This is a genomic window from Streptomyces sp. NRRL F-525, assembly GCF_000716605.1.
GTDB lineage: Bacteria > Actinomycetota > Actinomycetes > Streptomycetales > Streptomycetaceae > Streptomyces.
Genome location: NZ_JNXE01000031.1, coordinates 1 through 15,807, shown reverse-complemented (window position 1 = coordinate 15,807; position 15,807 = coordinate 1). Strand labels below are relative to the sequence as shown.

20 protein-coding genes and 1 pseudogene are annotated in these 15,807 nt (G+C 63.7%); 6 read left to right on the top strand and 15 right to left on the bottom strand.

What is annotated here, in order from left to right; genetic code table 11:
* Nucleotides 1–121: 121 nt before the first annotated feature.
* The 10 genes from OO69_RS34135 to OO69_RS34090 form a co-directional block, all read right to left on the bottom strand.
* A complete protein-coding gene (locus OO69_RS34135) occupies nt 122–373 on the bottom strand; it encodes a hypothetical protein (protein WP_033284882.1) in 252 nt (83 codons plus the stop codon).
* 17 nt (nt 374–390) lie between these two features.
* The gene (locus OO69_RS34130; RefSeq protein WP_033284761.1) at nt 391–585 is read right to left on the bottom strand and encodes a hypothetical protein; all 195 of its coding nucleotides are present in this window, start codon (nt 583–585) and stop codon (nt 391–393) included.
* Nucleotides 586–594: 9 nt separating this feature from the next.
* On the bottom strand, nt 595–786 hold the full coding sequence (locus OO69_RS34125; protein ID WP_033284760.1) for a mobile element transfer protein: 192 nt from the start codon (nt 784–786) through the stop codon (nt 595–597).
* Nucleotides 786–986, bottom strand: coding sequence for a hypothetical protein (locus tag OO69_RS34120; RefSeq protein WP_033284759.1), 201 nt, complete (start codon nt 984–986; stop codon nt 786–788). The genes OO69_RS34125 and OO69_RS34120 overlap by 1 nt, the downstream gene beginning before the upstream one ends.
* A gap of 20 nt (nt 987–1,006) precedes the next feature.
* Complete coding sequence (locus OO69_RS34115; protein ID WP_033284758.1) at nt 1,007–1,594, bottom strand: DUF2637 domain-containing protein; 588 nt, start codon at nt 1,592–1,594, stop codon at nt 1,007–1,009.
* An 83-nt stretch (nt 1,595–1,677) separates the two neighbouring features.
* Nucleotides 1,678–3,051: an FtsK/SpoIIIE domain-containing protein gene (locus tag OO69_RS34110; protein ID WP_033284881.1), complete on the bottom strand. Its 1,374-nt coding sequence runs from the start codon at nt 3,049–3,051 to the stop codon at nt 1,678–1,680.
* Nucleotides 3,052–3,056: 5 nt separating this feature from the next.
* The gene (locus OO69_RS34105) at nt 3,057–3,413 is read right to left on the bottom strand and encodes a hypothetical protein (RefSeq protein ID WP_033284757.1); all 357 of its coding nucleotides are present in this window, start codon (nt 3,411–3,413) and stop codon (nt 3,057–3,059) included.
* Nucleotides 3,414–3,547: 134 nt separating this feature from the next.
* A complete protein-coding gene (locus OO69_RS34100; RefSeq protein ID WP_033284756.1) occupies nt 3,548–4,276 on the bottom strand; it encodes a GntR family transcriptional regulator in 729 nt (242 codons plus the stop codon).
* Between the two features lie 86 nt (nt 4,277–4,362).
* A complete protein-coding gene (locus OO69_RS34095; protein WP_033284755.1) occupies nt 4,363–4,800 on the bottom strand; it encodes an ATP-binding protein in 438 nt (145 codons plus the stop codon).
* A 276-nt stretch (nt 4,801–5,076) separates the two neighbouring features.
* The gene (locus OO69_RS34090) at nt 5,077–5,817 is read right to left on the bottom strand and encodes a GntR family transcriptional regulator (RefSeq protein WP_033284754.1); all 741 of its coding nucleotides are present in this window, start codon (nt 5,815–5,817) and stop codon (nt 5,077–5,079) included.
* An 81-nt stretch (nt 5,818–5,898) separates the two neighbouring features.
* Between OO69_RS34090 and OO69_RS34085 the strand changes: the two genes are divergently transcribed.
* The 4 genes from OO69_RS34085 to OO69_RS53980 all read left to right on the top strand — a co-directional run bounded on the left by OO69_RS34085 (nt 5,899) and on the right by OO69_RS53980 (nt 8,850).
* On the top strand, nt 5,899–7,017 hold the full coding sequence (locus tag OO69_RS34085; protein ID WP_078652681.1) for a DUF1152 domain-containing protein: 1,119 nt from the start codon (nt 5,899–5,901) through the stop codon (nt 7,015–7,017).
* Complete coding sequence (locus OO69_RS34080) at nt 7,014–7,238, top strand: hypothetical protein (RefSeq protein WP_033284752.1); 225 nt, start codon at nt 7,014–7,016, stop codon at nt 7,236–7,238. Before OO69_RS34085 ends, OO69_RS34080 begins: the two co-directional genes overlap by 4 nt.
* A gap of 374 nt (nt 7,239–7,612) precedes the next feature.
* Nucleotides 7,613–7,984 carry a hypothetical protein gene (locus tag OO69_RS52120; protein ID WP_158713457.1) on the top strand — a complete coding sequence of 124 codons (372 nt, stop codon included), beginning with the start codon at nt 7,613–7,615 and terminating at the stop codon, nt 7,982–7,984.
* A gap of 35 nt (nt 7,985–8,019) precedes the next feature.
* Nucleotides 8,020–8,850, top strand: a complete 831-nt coding sequence (locus OO69_RS53980) for a zeta toxin family protein (protein ID WP_420707937.1) — start codon at nt 8,020–8,022, stop codon at nt 8,848–8,850.
* A gap of 182 nt (nt 8,851–9,032) precedes the next feature.
* On the opposite strand, the gene OO69_RS34075 is transcribed toward OO69_RS53980, so the two are convergent.
* Complete coding sequence (locus OO69_RS34075; protein WP_158713456.1) at nt 9,033–10,409, bottom strand: sugar transferase; 1,377 nt, start codon at nt 10,407–10,409, stop codon at nt 9,033–9,035.
* Nucleotides 10,409–11,041, bottom strand: coding sequence for a hypothetical protein (locus OO69_RS52115; RefSeq protein ID WP_033284751.1), 633 nt, complete (start codon nt 11,039–11,041; stop codon nt 10,409–10,411). Before OO69_RS52115 ends, OO69_RS34075 begins: the two co-directional genes overlap by 1 nt.
* Nucleotides 11,042–12,141: 1,100 nt before the next feature.
* Between OO69_RS52115 and OO69_RS52110 the strand changes: the two genes are divergently transcribed.
* Nucleotides 12,142–12,744 (top strand): hypothetical protein, encoded by a 603-nt coding sequence (locus OO69_RS52110; RefSeq protein WP_158713455.1) that lies wholly within the window; start codon nt 12,142–12,144, stop codon nt 12,742–12,744.
* Nucleotides 12,745–12,979: 235 nt separating this feature from the next.
* Here the strand turns inward: OO69_RS52110 and OO69_RS34065 are convergent, their stop codons facing one another.
* Nucleotides 12,980–13,393, bottom strand: a complete 414-nt coding sequence (locus OO69_RS34065; protein ID WP_051801378.1) for a very short patch repair endonuclease — start codon at nt 13,391–13,393, stop codon at nt 12,980–12,982.
* Nucleotides 13,394–13,477: 84 nt separating this feature from the next.
* On the bottom strand, nt 13,478–14,440 hold the full coding sequence (locus tag OO69_RS34060; RefSeq protein WP_234444600.1) for a DNA cytosine methyltransferase: 963 nt from the start codon (nt 14,438–14,440) through the stop codon (nt 13,478–13,480).
* Nucleotides 14,441–14,893: 453 nt separating this feature from the next.
* On the opposite strand from OO69_RS34060, the gene OO69_RS52105 reads away from it, so the two are divergent.
* Nucleotides 14,894–15,700 carry a DUF6602 domain-containing protein gene (locus OO69_RS52105; protein ID WP_158713454.1) on the top strand — a complete coding sequence of 269 codons (807 nt, stop codon included), beginning with the start codon at nt 14,894–14,896 and terminating at the stop codon, nt 15,698–15,700.
* Between the two features lie 20 nt (nt 15,701–15,720).
* Here the strand turns inward: OO69_RS52105 and OO69_RS51500 are convergent.
* Nucleotides 15,721–15,807: pseudogene (locus OO69_RS51500) on the bottom strand (IS5/IS1182 family transposase); the annotation flags it as partial.

The window sequence follows — 15,807 nt, the reverse complement described above, 5'->3', positions numbered from 1 at the left end:
GCCAGCGGGGGCGGGGTCGAGTGCGTAAGGATGGGAGTCCCTTTCGGCTGTTTCGGTGGTTGGGAGGGACGGCCCCCGGGGTGGCGGGATGCTTGGCGGCGTTTGCCACCCCGGCGGCCGGTCAGCGCCTGTTGGCGTTGCTGACGAGGGAGCGCAGGACCACGGCTGCTATGGCCACGGACACGGCCGTGACGGCGACGGCCGCCAGGAACGCGGTGAGGACGATGCCGACGACGACCACGGCAACGACCGCGCCCACGTAGGGGGTGAGCGGGCGACCGGTGGGCGGTACAGGGGCCGGGCTCTGGGCCTGGTGGTGCGCGGTGATCGTCGTACGCGGGTGCAGGGTTTCGGGGAGCTGCGGGCGGAACAACACGGTGTGCCTCCTTGTCACTTGCCAGTGCCGTCGACGACGCCGACCCCAGTGCGGGTGCCGGTCTCGATCGCGGGGGCGAGGAAGGTGTGCGAGAGCCAGAAGCCGAACAGAGCGATCACGACGGCGACCCACATGCGCACGCCGAGGAACTTGATCGCGGCCCAGGCGATGACGCCCAGGACGAAGACGAGTGGGAGAGAGACAGTCACGGGATCTCCTCAGCGGACGCGACAGCGGTGGGTGCGAGCAGCTAGTTCGGCGGCGGCACGGCTGTCGTAGTCGACGGAGGCACCGCAACGCGGGGCGGTGCAGGCGGCGATGTGCTTTTCGCGGCCACGGTCGTCGTTGTACGTGGCGACCTGGACGGGGCCGATCCGGACGACCCGGCGGAAACGAGGGTTGGCGGTCATCAGGGCAGTTCCTTCGGGTCGTCGTGGTTCTCGCCGGTGAAGTCGGCGACGTGGTCGAGCAGCCACCGCCGGATCTCCTCGCCCTCGACGTCGTCGGCGATGAGGATCACGGGTTCGGCGATGAGCATTGCTTCGGTGAGGCGGTTCTGGCGGGTCAGCTCGGCAGCGCGGTTCAGCGCGCGGAGCGTGGACGGACGCATGAGTGGAAGTGCTCCTGGGTTCAGGTGAGTTGGGCGGCGATGGCTTCGGCGAGCGGCAGCGGGACGCCGAGCCGAGCACGAAGGGTCGGGGTGTCGATCGGTGCTCCCGTCCGGGCCTGGTGTTCGTCGGCGACCTTGCGGGCGTGGGCGACGAGGGCGGGCGGAAAGGGAGTTGTCGACGGCGGAGCGGTTTCGAGTTCCGCGGTCGGCAGTTCGGCCGGAGGTGCTTGCGGCTCGGAAACGTCGTTCGAGCCATGGGCGAGGAGCGTTCCGCCGAGGAAGGCAACGGCAGGCCATCCGGCGACGAGGATGCGCAACCAAGCCGGTACGGCGTCCAGGTCGAGCAGCCCGGCCGTGGCGATGTTGGCGCCGAGCGACGTGGTCAGTGCGACCAGGAACCAGCACCAGCCAGCCGCTTTCGAACCACCGGAGCGCAGTCTCCGCCAGGCCGCGACCAACAACAGGTCGACGGAGACCGGGTAGGCCCAGGCTTTCCAGCCGTTCTGTCCAGCAGCGGCGGCCAGGTCGTGAAGGTGGGCGAAGGACAGTGCAGCGGCGATCAGAGCTTGGACGAGTACGGCGTCGGGGCGGACGGGCAAGGCACGCACGGCGGCGCTCCTTCCGGTTCCAGACATGGCAGGGGTAGGGACTTGGCGCGGGACGGCCGCGCCGGCCGATGGTTCGGAAGGAGCTACTCGGCGACCGGGTGGGGAGCAACAGCCGTTCCCGAGGCTGCTACAGGCACGGGCGGGACGTACGGCCGGAAGGACGCAAGCGCAGGAACGTCCGGGGCGAGGTGCGCCGACTCACGGCAGAGAGCCGAAGCGCCAGCGAGGGACAGGTAGGGGGTACGGATGCGTGACCAGCCGCCGGAGGTGTCACCGACGACGGCGAGGCCAGGCAACTCGGGGGCGATGGAACAGGCCGCGTAGACCGCTTCGGGCGCGATGTCGCCGAGTCCCATTTTGGCGGAGGCTTCATCGTTGACGCGGTGGCAGACGCGGCCGGTGAGCTGGGCGCGGAGCATGGTGGCACCCTTGCCGAGTTCGGCGCCGAAGCGCTGGCCGCACACCTCCAGGTAGATGCCGGCCGCGCGGCCGAGCTGGGCAAGCCGGATGAGCTGGGTGACCATCTCGTCGCGCCGTTCCTCGTCCTTGCGGGTGGCGACAAGGAAGAGTTCGGCCACCTCGTCGACGAACAGCACGATGGGAGCCGGGCGTTCGCTCTCGGGCAGGCCCCAGATGTCTGAAGTGATCTCCTCGTCGGGGGTGTTGGGGGCGATGCCCTGCCGGGCCTTGATCAGGTCGTAGCGATCCTCCATCTCCTTGACCAGGACCGGCAGCAACTTGGCTGCTTCGTCAGGGTCGGTGGCCAGTGCGGAGAGCCGCGAGGCGAAGGGCGCCAGTTCGACGCCGCGCTTGCAGTCAATGCCGACCAGGGCGACGGACTGGGCCGCGAGGCCGGAGATGAGGTGTCGGAGGTACATGGACTTGCCGGACAGCGTGGCGCCGAGGACGAGTTCGTGCGGTACGGCGCGGTAGTCACGGACGAACGCGGTCGCGTCCTCCCGTAGCGCCACCGGCACCCGGAGAAACCCGCTCTCGACGCGGCGCGGCATCCGCACCTTGCGCAGCACATCGAAGCCGATCAGCCGAAGTTCGACGACTCCAGGCTTGACGTCCCGTACGTGCACGGCGTGAACTCCCCATGCGTGCCGCAGCCGTTCGACTGACGCTGCCACATCCGCCGGTTCCTGCCCCGGGGCCAGCCGCAGCCGAACCCGGAGCCCCGTCGAAGTCGGCCGGATCATTCCCCGACGCGGGGGAACCGGTCGCACCTCCCGCCTGGTAGTGGCCCGGACGGCCAAGGCCCGCCAGCGAGACGGCTCGACGGTCAGCCCGCAGGCGTCCATGGTCGAGGAGTACGAGGCCAGTAGCCGGGCCACCGAGAGCGGCAGCCCGACCGTGGACCAGTACGCCGCCGGGTGGGCATGCCGGGCGTAGGCCGCGCCGCCTATCGCAGCGAGCGACCCACCCAACTCGGCGAACGTGATCAGATCCGTCACGGTGATCAACCCGCCTGAGCGACCGGAACCGGGAAGGCACCCGGTGCGATCGCAGTCGCGCGGTAGGCGATGCCGTGCCGCTGCTGGCCGTTGAACACGCTCTCCCACGGCCGGGCGATGAGGCCCGGCAGGGACACCGGAGCGCCAACGGTCAGGCCCTCCGTCACACCGCTTTCAGGAATGGTGACCTGGATGATCGACGAGTCCCCCTCGTCGATGAAGACGACGCCAACGGTCATGAGCGCCTCGCCGCTCACGGTGTCCTTCGCGATCTCACCGGTCTGCCGGTCGCGCACCTTCGGTGCCGGGGCTTCGGTGAGAAGGATCGTGGCGGACGCGGCGTCAACTCGGATTACACGCACAGAGAGTTCTCCTTCAGGTTCGATCAACTCGCCACCTGACAAGTTGACTTAGCAAGTTCGAAGTTAGAGATGACAAGTTGACTTGTCAAGTCAATGAGGCGTGGAAATCTCAGGCAACTGGCCCCAGACAGGGCTCAGTTCAGGCGATAGGTGTCTTCCAACTCCTGCCGATCGGCAGGAAGTAGGACGTCAGAGACCTGTAGCGCTTGCCCGGAGGCATCACACGCGACCACCAGGACACTGAGGACCGGCACGCCGTCCGGGACTTCCAGAAGCTCAGCCTCGTCGCGCTCGGGCAACCGAGCTGAGACCCGTTCCGTCACATGGTCGAAGCGGAGCTTCTTCCGTGTTTCCAAGTGCGCACGGGTACCACCACTCAAGGGGGTGGCACTCTCCAGGTCGGTGCCCTCGATCAGGCCGGCGGGGAAGTACGACGAGACCAGCTCGACGGGTTCGCCGTCCTCCTCGACCAGGAACCGGCGTACGAGAACCTTGGCGCGCTTCGGCAGCCCAAGCACACTGGCGACGCGCGCCGGAACGGGGACACGGCCAACCTCAACCAGGCGCCCCAAAGCACGAGACTCATCCCGCGTGAGCGCTTCAGTCCCCCGGCGATCCCTCTTCTCGACCACAGCAGGACGCCCGCGCACGATCGTGCCGTACCCCTGCCGCGACTCCAGCCAGCCATCACGCTTCAGCAGCTCCAGGGCCCGGACGACGGTCGGGCGGGACATTCCGAAAGCCTGCACCAGTTGGTTTTCACTGGGCACGCGGGTTCCGGGGGCGTATGTGCCGTCCTCGATGCGCCCCTGAAGGGTCTGCGCGAGGCGAACGTACTTCGGTGCCTCCACGTCATACGCCATCAACGCCGCCGCCTGTCGATATTGGCCAAGTCAACTGGTCAACCAGACTAGCGGCAGTGCATATAGAAAAGAACCCAGGCGCCCCTTCAGGCCGGCCAGGCATCGGCCACTACGAAGGAGACGACCGTGCCGCCGAAGCGACTGGGCCCGGAGTGCCACGACTCGGCGATGGAGTCGACCAGCAGCAGCCCGCGCCCGTGCGCATCGTTCGCGTCCGGGTGCCGCAACCGCACGTTCGCCGGGAATCCGGGGTTATGGACCTCGACCCGGAGCGAGGCGCCATCCCGGAACCATTCCACTCGCACAAGCCACGGGTCGTCGGCCCGCCCGTAGCGGATGGCGTTGGTCACCAGTTCCGAGACCATCAGCGCGCAGTCGTCGATCGAGCAGGCCGGGTTGTACGGGGCGATGAACTTCCGGAACCAGCGCCGGGCCCTGGGGACGGACTCCGGAGCCGGATGCAAGCTCATCGCGCCGAGTCGCGGTGAGCCCTCAGAGGGGTGGTGGTCGATCGCGTAAGTCATCCGCGTCTACTCCTTGCCGCTGCCGTCGCAGTCGAGGCAGCGCCGCTTCGATGTGGCACGGGTGCGGTCAGCAGCAGCGGCGAGCGTCAGGGACGTGCGCGAACCGACGCGCTTCCACCCACGCCCCCGACAACTCCGGCAAGGTGAGCGCGCTCCCTGATCCGGCCGCTGACTCGTCACTCCGTGCCCCCTTCCGATCAAGTGGCCTTAGCCACTTACTGGATAGTGGCATTAGCCACTTGCAGCGCGCAAGCGATTCAGCGAAGTGACGCACTATCAGGTGAGCGGATACCCCTGCTCGAACGCCCAGCGGTGCGGCGGATAGGTGGCTTCGGCGAACTCCAACGGCCGGTCCTGGAGGTCGAAGACGACGTGATGCACGACCAACACCGCAGAGCCGGGCTCAAGTTGAAGGTCAGCCACCTCCTCCTCCGTCCCGGGCCTGGCGCACATGCGATCCTCCGCGTAACTCCCCTGCCGTCCCGTCGAGTTCTCGACGTACATCAGGGTGCCCTCCTGGATTCGCTCCGGCTCCAGCAGCTTGGGCGCCCGCTGCCCGACGTCCGGCGCGAACCACGAAGTGGACAGCGAGAGCGGCCCGTCCTGGTTGTTGGTGACACGCCGACGATGCACGGCCCGCCGATCCTTCACCAGGCCCAACGCCTCAGCAACGTGATCCGGCGCGTCCAGCCACCCGGCCGACGTGATCACCGCATACTCACCGGACGTGTAGATCTTTCCGGTCTGCCGGGCTCGTCCGTACAACTCCCGCGCACGACGGTTCACTTCAAGGCTCCGCACATACGTGCCGGACCCCTGCCGCTTCTCTACGAGTCCCTGATGGCTCAGCGCCTCCAACGACCGCGCCGCCGTCGGCCGGGACACCTTCCAACTCACCGCCAACTGCCGCTCCGAAGGAACCTCGTCCCCCGGCCGTAGGTCACCCCGAAGGATCTGATCACGGATGAAGTGCGCGATCTGGAGATACTTCGGCTGAGCCTCCTCAATCTGAGGCATGTCCCCTCCTCGTCCAAGTGGCTATAGCCTCTAGCCACTATAGAGCGAGTGGTCAAGGACCGACCCCGTACGCTTGGGCCCATGACGCGGTTGATCGTCGCAGCAGGAGGAGGGGGCGACGCAGTCGCCGCCGCAATGCTTGACGCCGCCCTCTACGGCGACGGGGACCAGGCGGTGATCCTCACCTACGCGTGGGACCGCTTGCTGATCGACCCGATACCGGGCCCAAGAAGCGCCGACGACTTCACCGGCCTCGAAGTGATCACCCCTGCCGTCCGGAAGGTGCCGGCGGAGGCCCGCCCCATCGCTCCGGCAGGTTCGACGCTCCCCCGGCTCGCCTGGGAACTCCCGCACACAATCGCGTTGATCGACCCGCGGCACGGCGCCGAGGGTGTCACGCGCCAAGTCGAAGAACTGCTCACCCACTTGCAGCCGACCACAATCGACCTCTTGGACGTAGGCGGCGACGTGCTGGCCCGAGGCGGCGAACCGACGCTGAAAAGCCCTCTCGCCGACTCCTTGACGCTGGCAGCATGCGGCCAAGTGAACGCGCCGATACGGCTGTTGGTCGCAGGCCCCGGCCTGGACGGCGAGCTGTCACACGAGGATTTGCGCGGCTTGCTCGGTCCAGTGGTCCACACGTTCACCGCGAAGGACGTGGAACCGATCGGCTCGGTCCTGGAGTGGCACCCCTCCGAAGCAACCGGGATGCTCGCTGCAACAGCCCGAGGTGTACGGGGCACGTGCGAGGTCCGGGACGCGGGACTTCCCATCCCTCTCACCGACGAGAGCCCGACCGTCCACGAAGTCGACCTGGACGAGGCCCTGAGCCGCAACGAGTTGGCCCGCACCATCATGGCGACAACCACCCTGGACGAGGCAGAGGCCCTGAGCCGCGAAGTCTGCGGCTTCTCGGAAATCGACTACGAGCGCAACAAGGCCCTTTGGCTCAAGGAGCAACAGCCGGCGAAGCTCGACGCTGGCTCAGTACTGCCACAGCTGGCCCAATTCGAGGCCGAAGCACGAAGCCGCGGAGTCACCCACACGACGTTCCGCCACCTCACCGAGGTCTTGAACCTCGACGGCTCACAGCGCGATGACCTGCGCCAACTGCTCCTCCACAGCCACCCGGAGCAATACGCAGCCCCGTTGTGGAGCATTACGGCCGATGGCCCCCAGAAGCCGAGCCGGACACCATGAGTGCCTACAGCAGCGATCGGGACCTCAACGTGCACGACGTCACCGGCAACGGCACTGAAGTCGACGTCGCCACCAACCTGCTCAACGGTGACATCAGGCTCTCGATTCTGTGGACCCAAGAGATCCTCTTGTCCGCCGATGCCGCCGACCAGATAGCCGACGCACTTCAACGAGCCGCAGCACAGTCCCGCAGCATCACAGCCGCCCCAAGCGCCGACTGAGTAACAACCTTCTCTACTGGTTCAAGGCGGCTCGCTCCGCTCCCCGCGCGCGGCCCGGCCCCCGGCCGGGCCTGCGCTCCTGTCTCCGCCCCGCTCCAGCCCGGCCGGCGTCCGTGCCGCGCTCCAAGCATGCAGCCGCTTGGTGCCAGAGAAGGGGTACCTCGTGGCTGGGGCGGTCGGCTCCACGGCTTTACGGAGCCATGATCACTCGCGCCAAAGCAGCGCCACCCCAAAGCCGCTCCACCGACCTATGCGCAGTCCGGTGCCATTCGCATGGGCCGGTGTCGAGGAAACTTCCAGGACCGATACCCCACGTCCCTTTAATGCAGTTCACATGACCAGCCGGTTGGACGGTTTGGCATGACGCTGACGAGTTGCAGGCACGCACCAGCGGGATGACACTTGAACCGGGTGAGTGGGTTTTCTACGGACTGGAGAACGTAGTGAGGCGCAGGCAGCGAGATGCGTCTAAGTCATGGACTTATCACGACGAAGACAGCCTGGAAGAAGCTCGGGGGTCTCTCGGCGCCCTCGCATCGGCGTACACCCAGGCCATGAGCCAAACTTCTGACGCCACCTGGGGGAAGCTCAATAGCGAACGCCTTGGAGTTATGCGAACACTTCAACGACTGCAGGTGCATGATCACGATGAAATTGCAGCCATCATCAAGGAATACCCTGAACGCGTAAAGGAAATCAGGCGAACCGCTTCCGAGCGAAATAAATCTTCCGACGAGTCGAGTTAGGCTGGCTGGAGCACCTCGTGAGTGAGCAATACAGGATGACTGAAGATGAGGCACGTCGACGCTTCGAAGAAGAGATAGTCGAAGTTTTCGATTGGAGTCCCAGCGAGCAGCCCATCCTAAGTATAGTCGCAGCCCAACCCGGTTCGGGCAAAAGCGCTCTGCAGCAGCTAGTCGCCCACAAGAGGAGAGCCACCGTACTCGACATGGACAATCTTCGGCCCATGCATCCGGACCATGACCAGCTCAGCCACGATGACGACCGTAAGGCTGCTCACCTCACCCATGCGGACTGTCGCAGATGGCTAGACTGGGCATTTGAGCGCGCTCTGCAAAATAGCTCATCAATCGTATGGGCATGCACTCTAAGTAACATCGACAACGCGCGTGCCCGTCTTGAGCTTTTCGCTTCTGCCAATTACACGATTGAAGCGTACTACCTGTCAGTCCATGAGGCTAAAAGCAGGCTCGGAATCGTCCACCGTTACCTGCGGGAAAAAAGTTCTAATGGCTGGGGTCGATTCACTCCACGTAACATACATGACGAAGCTTACGAAAATCTCCCACTATCTGCCGTTAATCTTGAATCCGACGACTTGCTTGAGCGTGAATACATATACAGACGAGGGAATCGACGCATATTTTTCAACTATAGACACGAGGCAGGGCATTGGCGCAAGGAAACGAAGTGCGGACATAAGATTTTGCGAGAGCGGGAACGGTGCCCTTGGAGTGCAAATGAGCGCACCAAATTCAGTGATGACATAAATGAAACTACATACGGGGCGCCGTTCGACCTTCGCTCCGAGTTGGATGAGATTTCTGAAATCTCTATACCATTTCTAATCTCACGAGCGGAAACCGGATGAACCGGGGCACGTGACAATTCACGTGCCCGCCGGCACGAGACCGCACGTCTACAAGCTTGAAGCCGTGGCCGGCACCCTCAGGAGCGCGACGGTCGCGCTCATGAGGGCCTCAGCCTGCTCCTGGACGCCGTAATGAGCGCGGGCGATGTCGCGGATTGAGGTGTCGGCGGCCTGCCTGCACTTCAGTAGGCCCCGGATCCACGCAAGACTGCCGAGACCGTGCGAAACAAGATCACCACATCCAGGCTGATGGACCAGTTGTCGACGTACGCGAGGTCCAGGCGCACCGATTCCTCCCAGCTGAGATCGGATCGTCCGCTGATTTGCCACAGCCCGGTGAGTCCGGGCTTGACCAGGAGGCGCCGACGTTCATCGGGGCCGTAATGAGCGGCTTCTTCCGGCAAGGGCGGGCGGGGCCCGACTAGGGACATGTCACCGATCAGCACATTGATCAGTTGAGGGAGTTCGTCTAGCGAGTAGCGTCGCAACACTCTTCCCACCGACGTGATGCGCGGGTCGCGGCGCATTTTGAACAGCGGACCGTCGCCGCTGTAGTTCAGCTGGGACAACTCCGCTTCGAACTTTGCCGCCTCAACGTTCATGGTGCGGAACTTATACATGGTGAACGGTTTCCCGTCACGGCCCACCCTGTTTTGGCGGAACAGCACGGGGCCACGACTCGTAATCCGGATAAGCAGGCTAATGAACAAAAGCATCGGCAGGAAGAGGAACAGCAGCGCAGCGGCGAACACGCGATCAGCGATCGCCCGCAAACTGTGCTGAAGGCCCTGCCTCTTGTGACGGCCTACTTTGATCAATGCCAGTCCGGCAACCGATGCCGACGACTGTCGGCCCGTGCCCAGATCCACGATGCTTTGGGAGAGAAACAGATCAGCATCGATGCCCTCTAGCGACCAGACCAGCTGATGCAGAGCGGACCTGGACAGACCGCTGTCGGGGATGACGATCACCGTGTCGGCACCGCTGGCCGTAATGACTTGGCGGATGTCGGCGACGGTGCCCAGCACACTAATTCTCAAATCTTCCCACGTGCCAGCTTCAGAGATAGGTGTAGCAGGCACACACGCACCGACCACCGAGATCCCGGTCCCGACCGAGGCCGGCTCCCACAGTTTCACGAACTCCGCAGCGTGCTCGCCTGCTCCGACCAGGACAACGAGCCGCCCGCGATCCGATCCCAGGGCGTCTTTCGGCCAGGACCGGGTGTGAATCAGTTCGTTGAGGCACAGCACAGCGATCAGGCTCACGATCCAGATCCAGGATCCGAAGCTCGATGTGGCCAGCACCGCGATAATCACGAAGGCAGCAACCAGCAGCCCACGCACGACCGCATGAATCATACGCTTGACGGTGCGGCGGCGCTTCCGCCTACGGTAGCTCGCCGCCGACGGCTTCGGCGACCGCAAATGGCTGTATTCGCCAAAGCGAGAACGCAACAGGGCAGAGTCCGAGGACGCTCCGATCAGGTCCAGACGCCGGGCCATCTCCCGCTCCACGCGGCCCGCGTAGTCCTCATGTTCCATAGCCGTGTCGTTCACTACACCCCCGTGGTTCGAGATACCTCGGGAAAGGAAAAGCCCGTCAGGGCCAATTGGTCGCGAATGGGGGTCACCACACGCTGCTCCAGGATGGCGCGGATTCCAGGTCTCCGAAGATCGGAAGTCAGCGGCGGCCTGCGATCTTCGAGTAAGAGCACCGCACGCACCGCACCGACCGCGTCGATGAGAGGGAAAGCCGTCGCGGTCATGGATTTTCCTGCGATAGCCCGCCGTTGATCGTCGGTGAGCTGCCAAAGGGCAGGATCCCCAAGGAGGTCGGTGGGCAACCCCATGTCCTCCGGCGCCGACACCACGGTCTTCTCCTGCCATGCCTTCCCGGCCAAGCCCTGACCCTCCTGCCAGCGCAGCTCCTGCTCCAGGCGTGAGTAGGGGCCGAAGGCGTAGGCGATGCGCAGCGTCCCTTCATCCGTAAAGGTCAGCACGCAGGCGCGCAAATTGCTGGTGCCCGGAACTTCTTCCTCGAAGTTCTCGATCACCGGAAAGACCGTCTGGAGAACCCCGATGACGCTCAATTCAGCCTGGGCCGCTTGCAATCGCAGGGCGTCGTCCCGTGAAAGGCGCGTCGCACTGAATGATGCAGCCCCGGCCACGAGGAATCCGAGGACCAGCATGGGGGCGCTGATCGACGGTGGCAGGAGCGCGATCGAGCCGACCGCGGTGAGACCTGGTGCGGCCCAGTGGCGCCATACCATGCCCAGCAAACGACGGCGGCCCGACTGCCCAGCACGCGGACCTGCCACAAGGCCCCCAATGGATCCACGGACGGTAGGAATGTGGGACGAGTGTAGGACCCTCCCCGGCCGGGCGGGGAAGAATCTCTCATCCTTCACAGACAGGGCAAGTCAGCATGCACGACCACCCCGTCCGTTTACGAGAGACGGCCTGCGGAATGCACTGTTCCGGTGAATGGGCGGAGGAACCACCCGGCTAACCCCGGCTGCCCAGACGTATCCGCAGCTCAAGGGTACCAACAAACACAAGGGGATCGACCACTTCTAAGCGCTAGGACGCAGCTTTGGCGATCCAGTGCTAGTCGTAGGCGTAGGGCTATTCCCCAATGACCCAAGCATCGGACGCAGTTGATCGCCACGCGACGTATCCAGGTGGCATGGTGGCCAACTGGGCAAGCGATGGGGCCAGGTCCACGACGTGCTGGAGGTGGAGGACCGACGAGGCACCAGCACCGTTGGGATCGAGGGCGCCGTCGCTCACGAGCTAGTCGTCATCGTGGATCACGGTCAGGGCTGGGAACTCCCCAGCTGAGACAGTCCTTTGGATGATTGCGAGCAAGTCATGAGGGAAGACCTCCCCTACAAACGGCCAGCTTGGCTGAGGCTGCATAGATCCCATGCGGGTGATTCTGTATACAGCAGCAGCGAAGTACAGCAACTACAGCCACCGCCGCCGCTCGGCAGTGGTCGTCACGACCTCAACTTCGGCCGGTATGACCGTGATCGAACGTTCTCTCTAGAGCTACGGATCAGATGCTGCTCCTCCGCAAGCCCCCAGGACGCGTCAGCGGTGAGTGTCTAACTGCGTGACAACGCCGACGAACAGCGGCGGACAACCGCGGACGTCTGCGGACCATCGCAGCAGGTGAGAGGTACATCGGCTGGAGGTCAGGCACTCGCCGCAGTTGCTTCGGGACGAAGAGGTCGTGGGTTGAAAAGGCTTGGGCTGTCTGGCCTCGGAGCAATACAGTTCAAATGTGATGACCTGCCCCGACTGCGACACGAATCTGGACGAGACGCCCGTTGGGCAGCCATGCCCAAGCTGCGGTGGCGACCGACGCAGCGCGACGGTGTACGCAGAGGCCGCCTTGGTGGTCACTGTTGCCCTCGATGCCTCGGGGGGCATCGGGTATAACCCGCAACGACCATGGCAACAGAAGTGGCGCGACGTCATCAGTGGTCTAGATGCCATTCAAGCGACCTACCTACAAAATGACCTTGATAACGAAGCTGTGCGTCGGCAGGTAGAGACCTTCTTCAAGGACTGCTGTGAACTCGCAGACTGGCTACGGGAGCAAGCTGGTAAGGCCGACGCCATGGACTACGTCAAGGTCGACCGGGATCTAAAGCTCTGCGACGGTATGGCGCAGACGACGAAGCATCACACCAGGGCTCCCAGTAGCAAGCGTGACCCGATCACGGCAAGGATCTCTCGGGTGGACGGAGGGCAAGGAGTCCGAGCCGAGATTGAGTGGTCAACCCCCAGCGGATCAACCGGCACTGAAGACGCCCTCGACTTGGCCCAGCGTTGTAAGTCCGCATGGGAGCGGTTCTTTCAACAACATGGATTGACACCGTGGTGAGTCGACGAGGGAATCGCGAACCTCACGGTGACAGTGCTGGCGGTCTCACTTGTGGTCTCAATGGCGCTCCGATCCGGTGCGGTCCACGACCGTCCATGAGGGGACTGCGCCCGCTCTGAGCAGCAATTCCAACCGCGTTGCGGACGGGCCTGAACGCCCATGGATCAAGATCGGACAACTCGTAATGCGTTGGTCTCGGGTTCGGATCCTGGTGGGTGGCTCCACGGACCCCAGATCAGAACTTCTCGCTCCTGAGCCCTTCTAGTGACTGGCCATCCCCCCGACCCGCTACGCAAGTGGCGACCCGATGGGAAACACGCTCGGGGGACTCGTGCTCCCAAAACCGTAGGACAGTCCATCCCTCAGCCGTCAGGTGATCGGTCGTCTCAACATCCCGAGCCATGTTCTCGTCCAGCTTGGCTCGCCACCACTCCGCGTTTGCCTTCGGCTGTGTTGCGTGCTCGGGACAGCCGTGCCAGAAGCAGCCGTCCATGAAGACTGCGATCTTGTTCCTGGTGAAGACGATGTCGATCGTGCGACGGGGCAAACCGGGGACCGGAACGCTCACCCGGTAGCGCAGGCCCGCCGCGTGCAGGAGTCGTCGGACCGCAAGATCGGGAGTGGTGTCGCGGGAGCCCTGCCGACTCATGCGGGCGGAATCAGCCGGGGAGGAAGGGATGCCTTGAGTCACATCGGCATTCTGCCGGCATGGGCGCGTGCGGGCGAGGGGGCGTCAAGCTAGCGCGGCTGTGAGGATGTGGGCAGCCAGGAGGGGTGGGGTGGCGTTGCCAATTTGTTGGGCCATGTCAGTGCCTATCCAGGGGTAATCAGCCGGAAAGCTCTGCAGCTGACCTGCCTCAGCGCAAGTTAGACGCTCTTGGGCGGTGCCGTCTTCGGTCGTGATCTTGTACCGGGGGAACTTGCCGGTGACGGTGAAAGCTGGCTCTGCGGAGGTTCGCCGGCCGCGAGCCTTCGGGTCTCCACCGGTGCCGTAGTTGGTGGTCACGAAGAACGGTTCGGATCGGTCCAGTGCCTCGCCCATGGTCACGCACGGCGGAAGTGCGGGGTCGAGAGCAGCGAAGGCGCCATACGGCTGGTGTGTTGCCTTGGGAAGTGCTGCCGTTCCGCGGCGACGCGCGATCAGCACAGCGCGGCGACGCGTCTGGGGTACTCCAAACTCCTCGGCTCTCAGCACGCCGGACACCACCGAATAGCCTTTACCGGACAGCACGTCGCCCACGGCATGCCAGACCGGCAAGACGGCTGGCACCTGTTCCAGCACAACGGCTTCATAGGGGTAGCCGCCATCAACCGCGGCGAGAGCCCACCGGAGCGGCTCCAGTACCAGGCCCATGCGCTTGTCCTCCAGTTGAGCCAAGGGCGCCCTAACGTCCTCACCCAGCGCCATACGCTGCATGAAGTGCAGCACCTCCGTGAGAGCGCGGCGCCCCGCTCCGGAGCCGGCGACGCTGAACGTCTGGCACGGCGGTCCACCTGTTAGGACGTTGGCAGAGGGAAAGTCGCTGGGCTTGAACGCAAGAACATCGCCCTCTTCCGTTGCCAGTCCCGCGGCGCGACGTGTAGCGCAGACACTCGCTTCGTGTTCGATGCCAGCTCCCGGCACGCCCAAGTCGCGAGCAGCCTGCTCCAGCCCGCCTGCCCCGGCAAACAAGTTAACGAGCTCGTACCTTGTCACGATCCCTCACTCCCGGAGCGCCCCAACTGACGCCCGCGACAAAGGTAGTTGAAAGAAAGTCGGTCAGGTCCGCCCGGGGCGGCGTCATTGCCTCTTGGGAGGCTGCGCCCATGACCGGTGAAGTGCCTAGCACTCCAGTAGGCCAGGAGCGCGTCGCCTCGTCACACCCATGAAGCAGACATGCACAGGCCGTTGCACACCGGATTCACGGGACCATGAAGCCGGGGTCCAGTCCATCATCGTGCCAGTCGGCTGGAAGGACGCTTTGGACGCAACGTTGTCCATCGCCTGCGGGCCAGGGAGACGGCGAGAGCTGACTATATCCATGAATATACACCAAAACCTTGTAGATAACCGCAAGAACTCGCACAAGCTATGGTAAGTACCTGATTTTGGGCCGAACCGACACCGGAGCTAGCGCCGCGCCCAGCCGGAGCAACTTATGATCCATGGATGACTGTAGAAAAATTGGGAAAGATCCTCAGGTCCGTGGCAAAGAGAATGCACGCCGACTTTGAGCAGTCGCAGAACTTCAATCATAACGGCGAGGCTGGAACATCTCGCGAGTTACTCGTCCAACAATTTCTTTCTGGCTACCTGCCGGCTCACGTCGAAGCGGTACATAACGCAGAGGTCATCGCGGCCAACGGCGATGTTTCGCCGCAGTCTGACATCATCCTTATCGACCGCGGCACCCCGCCATTCACCAACCTCCAAGGCTTTCGGATCATTCCAAATGAATGCGTATACGGAATGATCGAAGTCAAAACTAATTTGGATGCAACTCAACTCACTGACGCCTGCGGAAAGATCAGCAAGTTGCGCAGGATGCCCAAGACTGCGTACCGTCCCATCTCCGGGCTGATTCCCCGCACGACGACGGCATACGGAACAAAACACAACTACTTCCCGACCTCGGGCATGATTGTTGCGTTCAAAAGTCTCCAACTGGAAACCATTGGAAACCATTTAGTGAAGTGGTGCCAGAGTCGCAACCCTAGTGAGTGGCCTGACAGCGTGTGGGTTATCGGGAAGGGGCACCTCCAGTGGGGTGATCCACGCACTGGAGCACTCTTCAGATCCCCGACAGCCGGGGCGTCGCTCTTTCAGATTGATGCCGACCCCGACCAAGACATCCTTCTCCCTCTAGCGATTCACCTCAACATCCATTTCTCTGATGCATGGATGAATCCACTCGATCTCCTCCCCTACTCCGGAGCCACACCGCTGGGGAAGAGTCGCAGGACCTGGACGATCTAGCCGAAAAGCAGTGAGCTCTTTCAGCGTTGCCGCTCCAGGGTGAGGACGGCGGCGGCGATTGACGTCATTCGATTCGGGCTGCACCGGGATCTGCGGAAGATGCGCCA

What these genes read in the sequence shown, in the direction of transcription:
- OO69_RS34085 (WP_078652681.1), top strand. Translation starts at nt 5,899, where the DNA reads ATGACGCGGTTGATCGTCGCAGCAGGAGGAGGGGGCGACGCAGTCGCC.
- OO69_RS34100 (WP_033284756.1), bottom strand. Translation starts at nt 4,276, where the DNA reads ATGGCGTATGACGTGGAGGCACCGAAGTACGTTCGCCTCGCGCAGACC.
- OO69_RS52105 (WP_158713454.1), top strand. Translation starts at nt 14,894, where the DNA reads ATGACTGTAGAAAAATTGGGAAAGATCCTCAGGTCCGTGGCAAAGAGA.
- OO69_RS34090 (WP_033284754.1), bottom strand. Translation starts at nt 5,817, where the DNA reads ATGCCTCAGATTGAGGAGGCTCAGCCGAAGTATCTCCAGATCGCGCAC.
- OO69_RS34080 (WP_033284752.1), top strand. Translation starts at nt 7,014, where the DNA reads ATGAGTGCCTACAGCAGCGATCGGGACCTCAACGTGCACGACGTCACC.
- OO69_RS34065 (WP_051801378.1), bottom strand. Translation starts at nt 13,393, where the DNA reads ATGAGTCGGCAGGGCTCCCGCGACACCACTCCCGATCTTGCGGTCCGA.
- OO69_RS34120 (WP_033284759.1), bottom strand. Translation starts at nt 986, where the DNA reads ATGCGTCCGTCCACGCTCCGCGCGCTGAACCGCGCTGCCGAGCTGACC.
- OO69_RS34125 (WP_033284760.1), bottom strand. Translation starts at nt 786, where the DNA reads ATGACCGCCAACCCTCGTTTCCGCCGGGTCGTCCGGATCGGCCCCGTC.
- OO69_RS34095 (WP_033284755.1), bottom strand. Translation starts at nt 4,800, where the DNA reads ATGACTTACGCGATCGACCACCACCCCTCTGAGGGCTCACCGCGACTC.
- OO69_RS52110 (WP_158713455.1), top strand. Translation starts at nt 12,142, where the DNA reads ATGACCTGCCCCGACTGCGACACGAATCTGGACGAGACGCCCGTTGGG.
- OO69_RS52115 (WP_033284751.1), bottom strand. Translation starts at nt 11,041, where the DNA reads ATGCTGGTCCTCGGATTCCTCGTGGCCGGGGCTGCATCATTCAGTGCG.
- OO69_RS53980 (WP_420707937.1), top strand. Translation starts at nt 8,020, where the DNA reads ATGACTGAAGATGAGGCACGTCGACGCTTCGAAGAAGAGATAGTCGAA.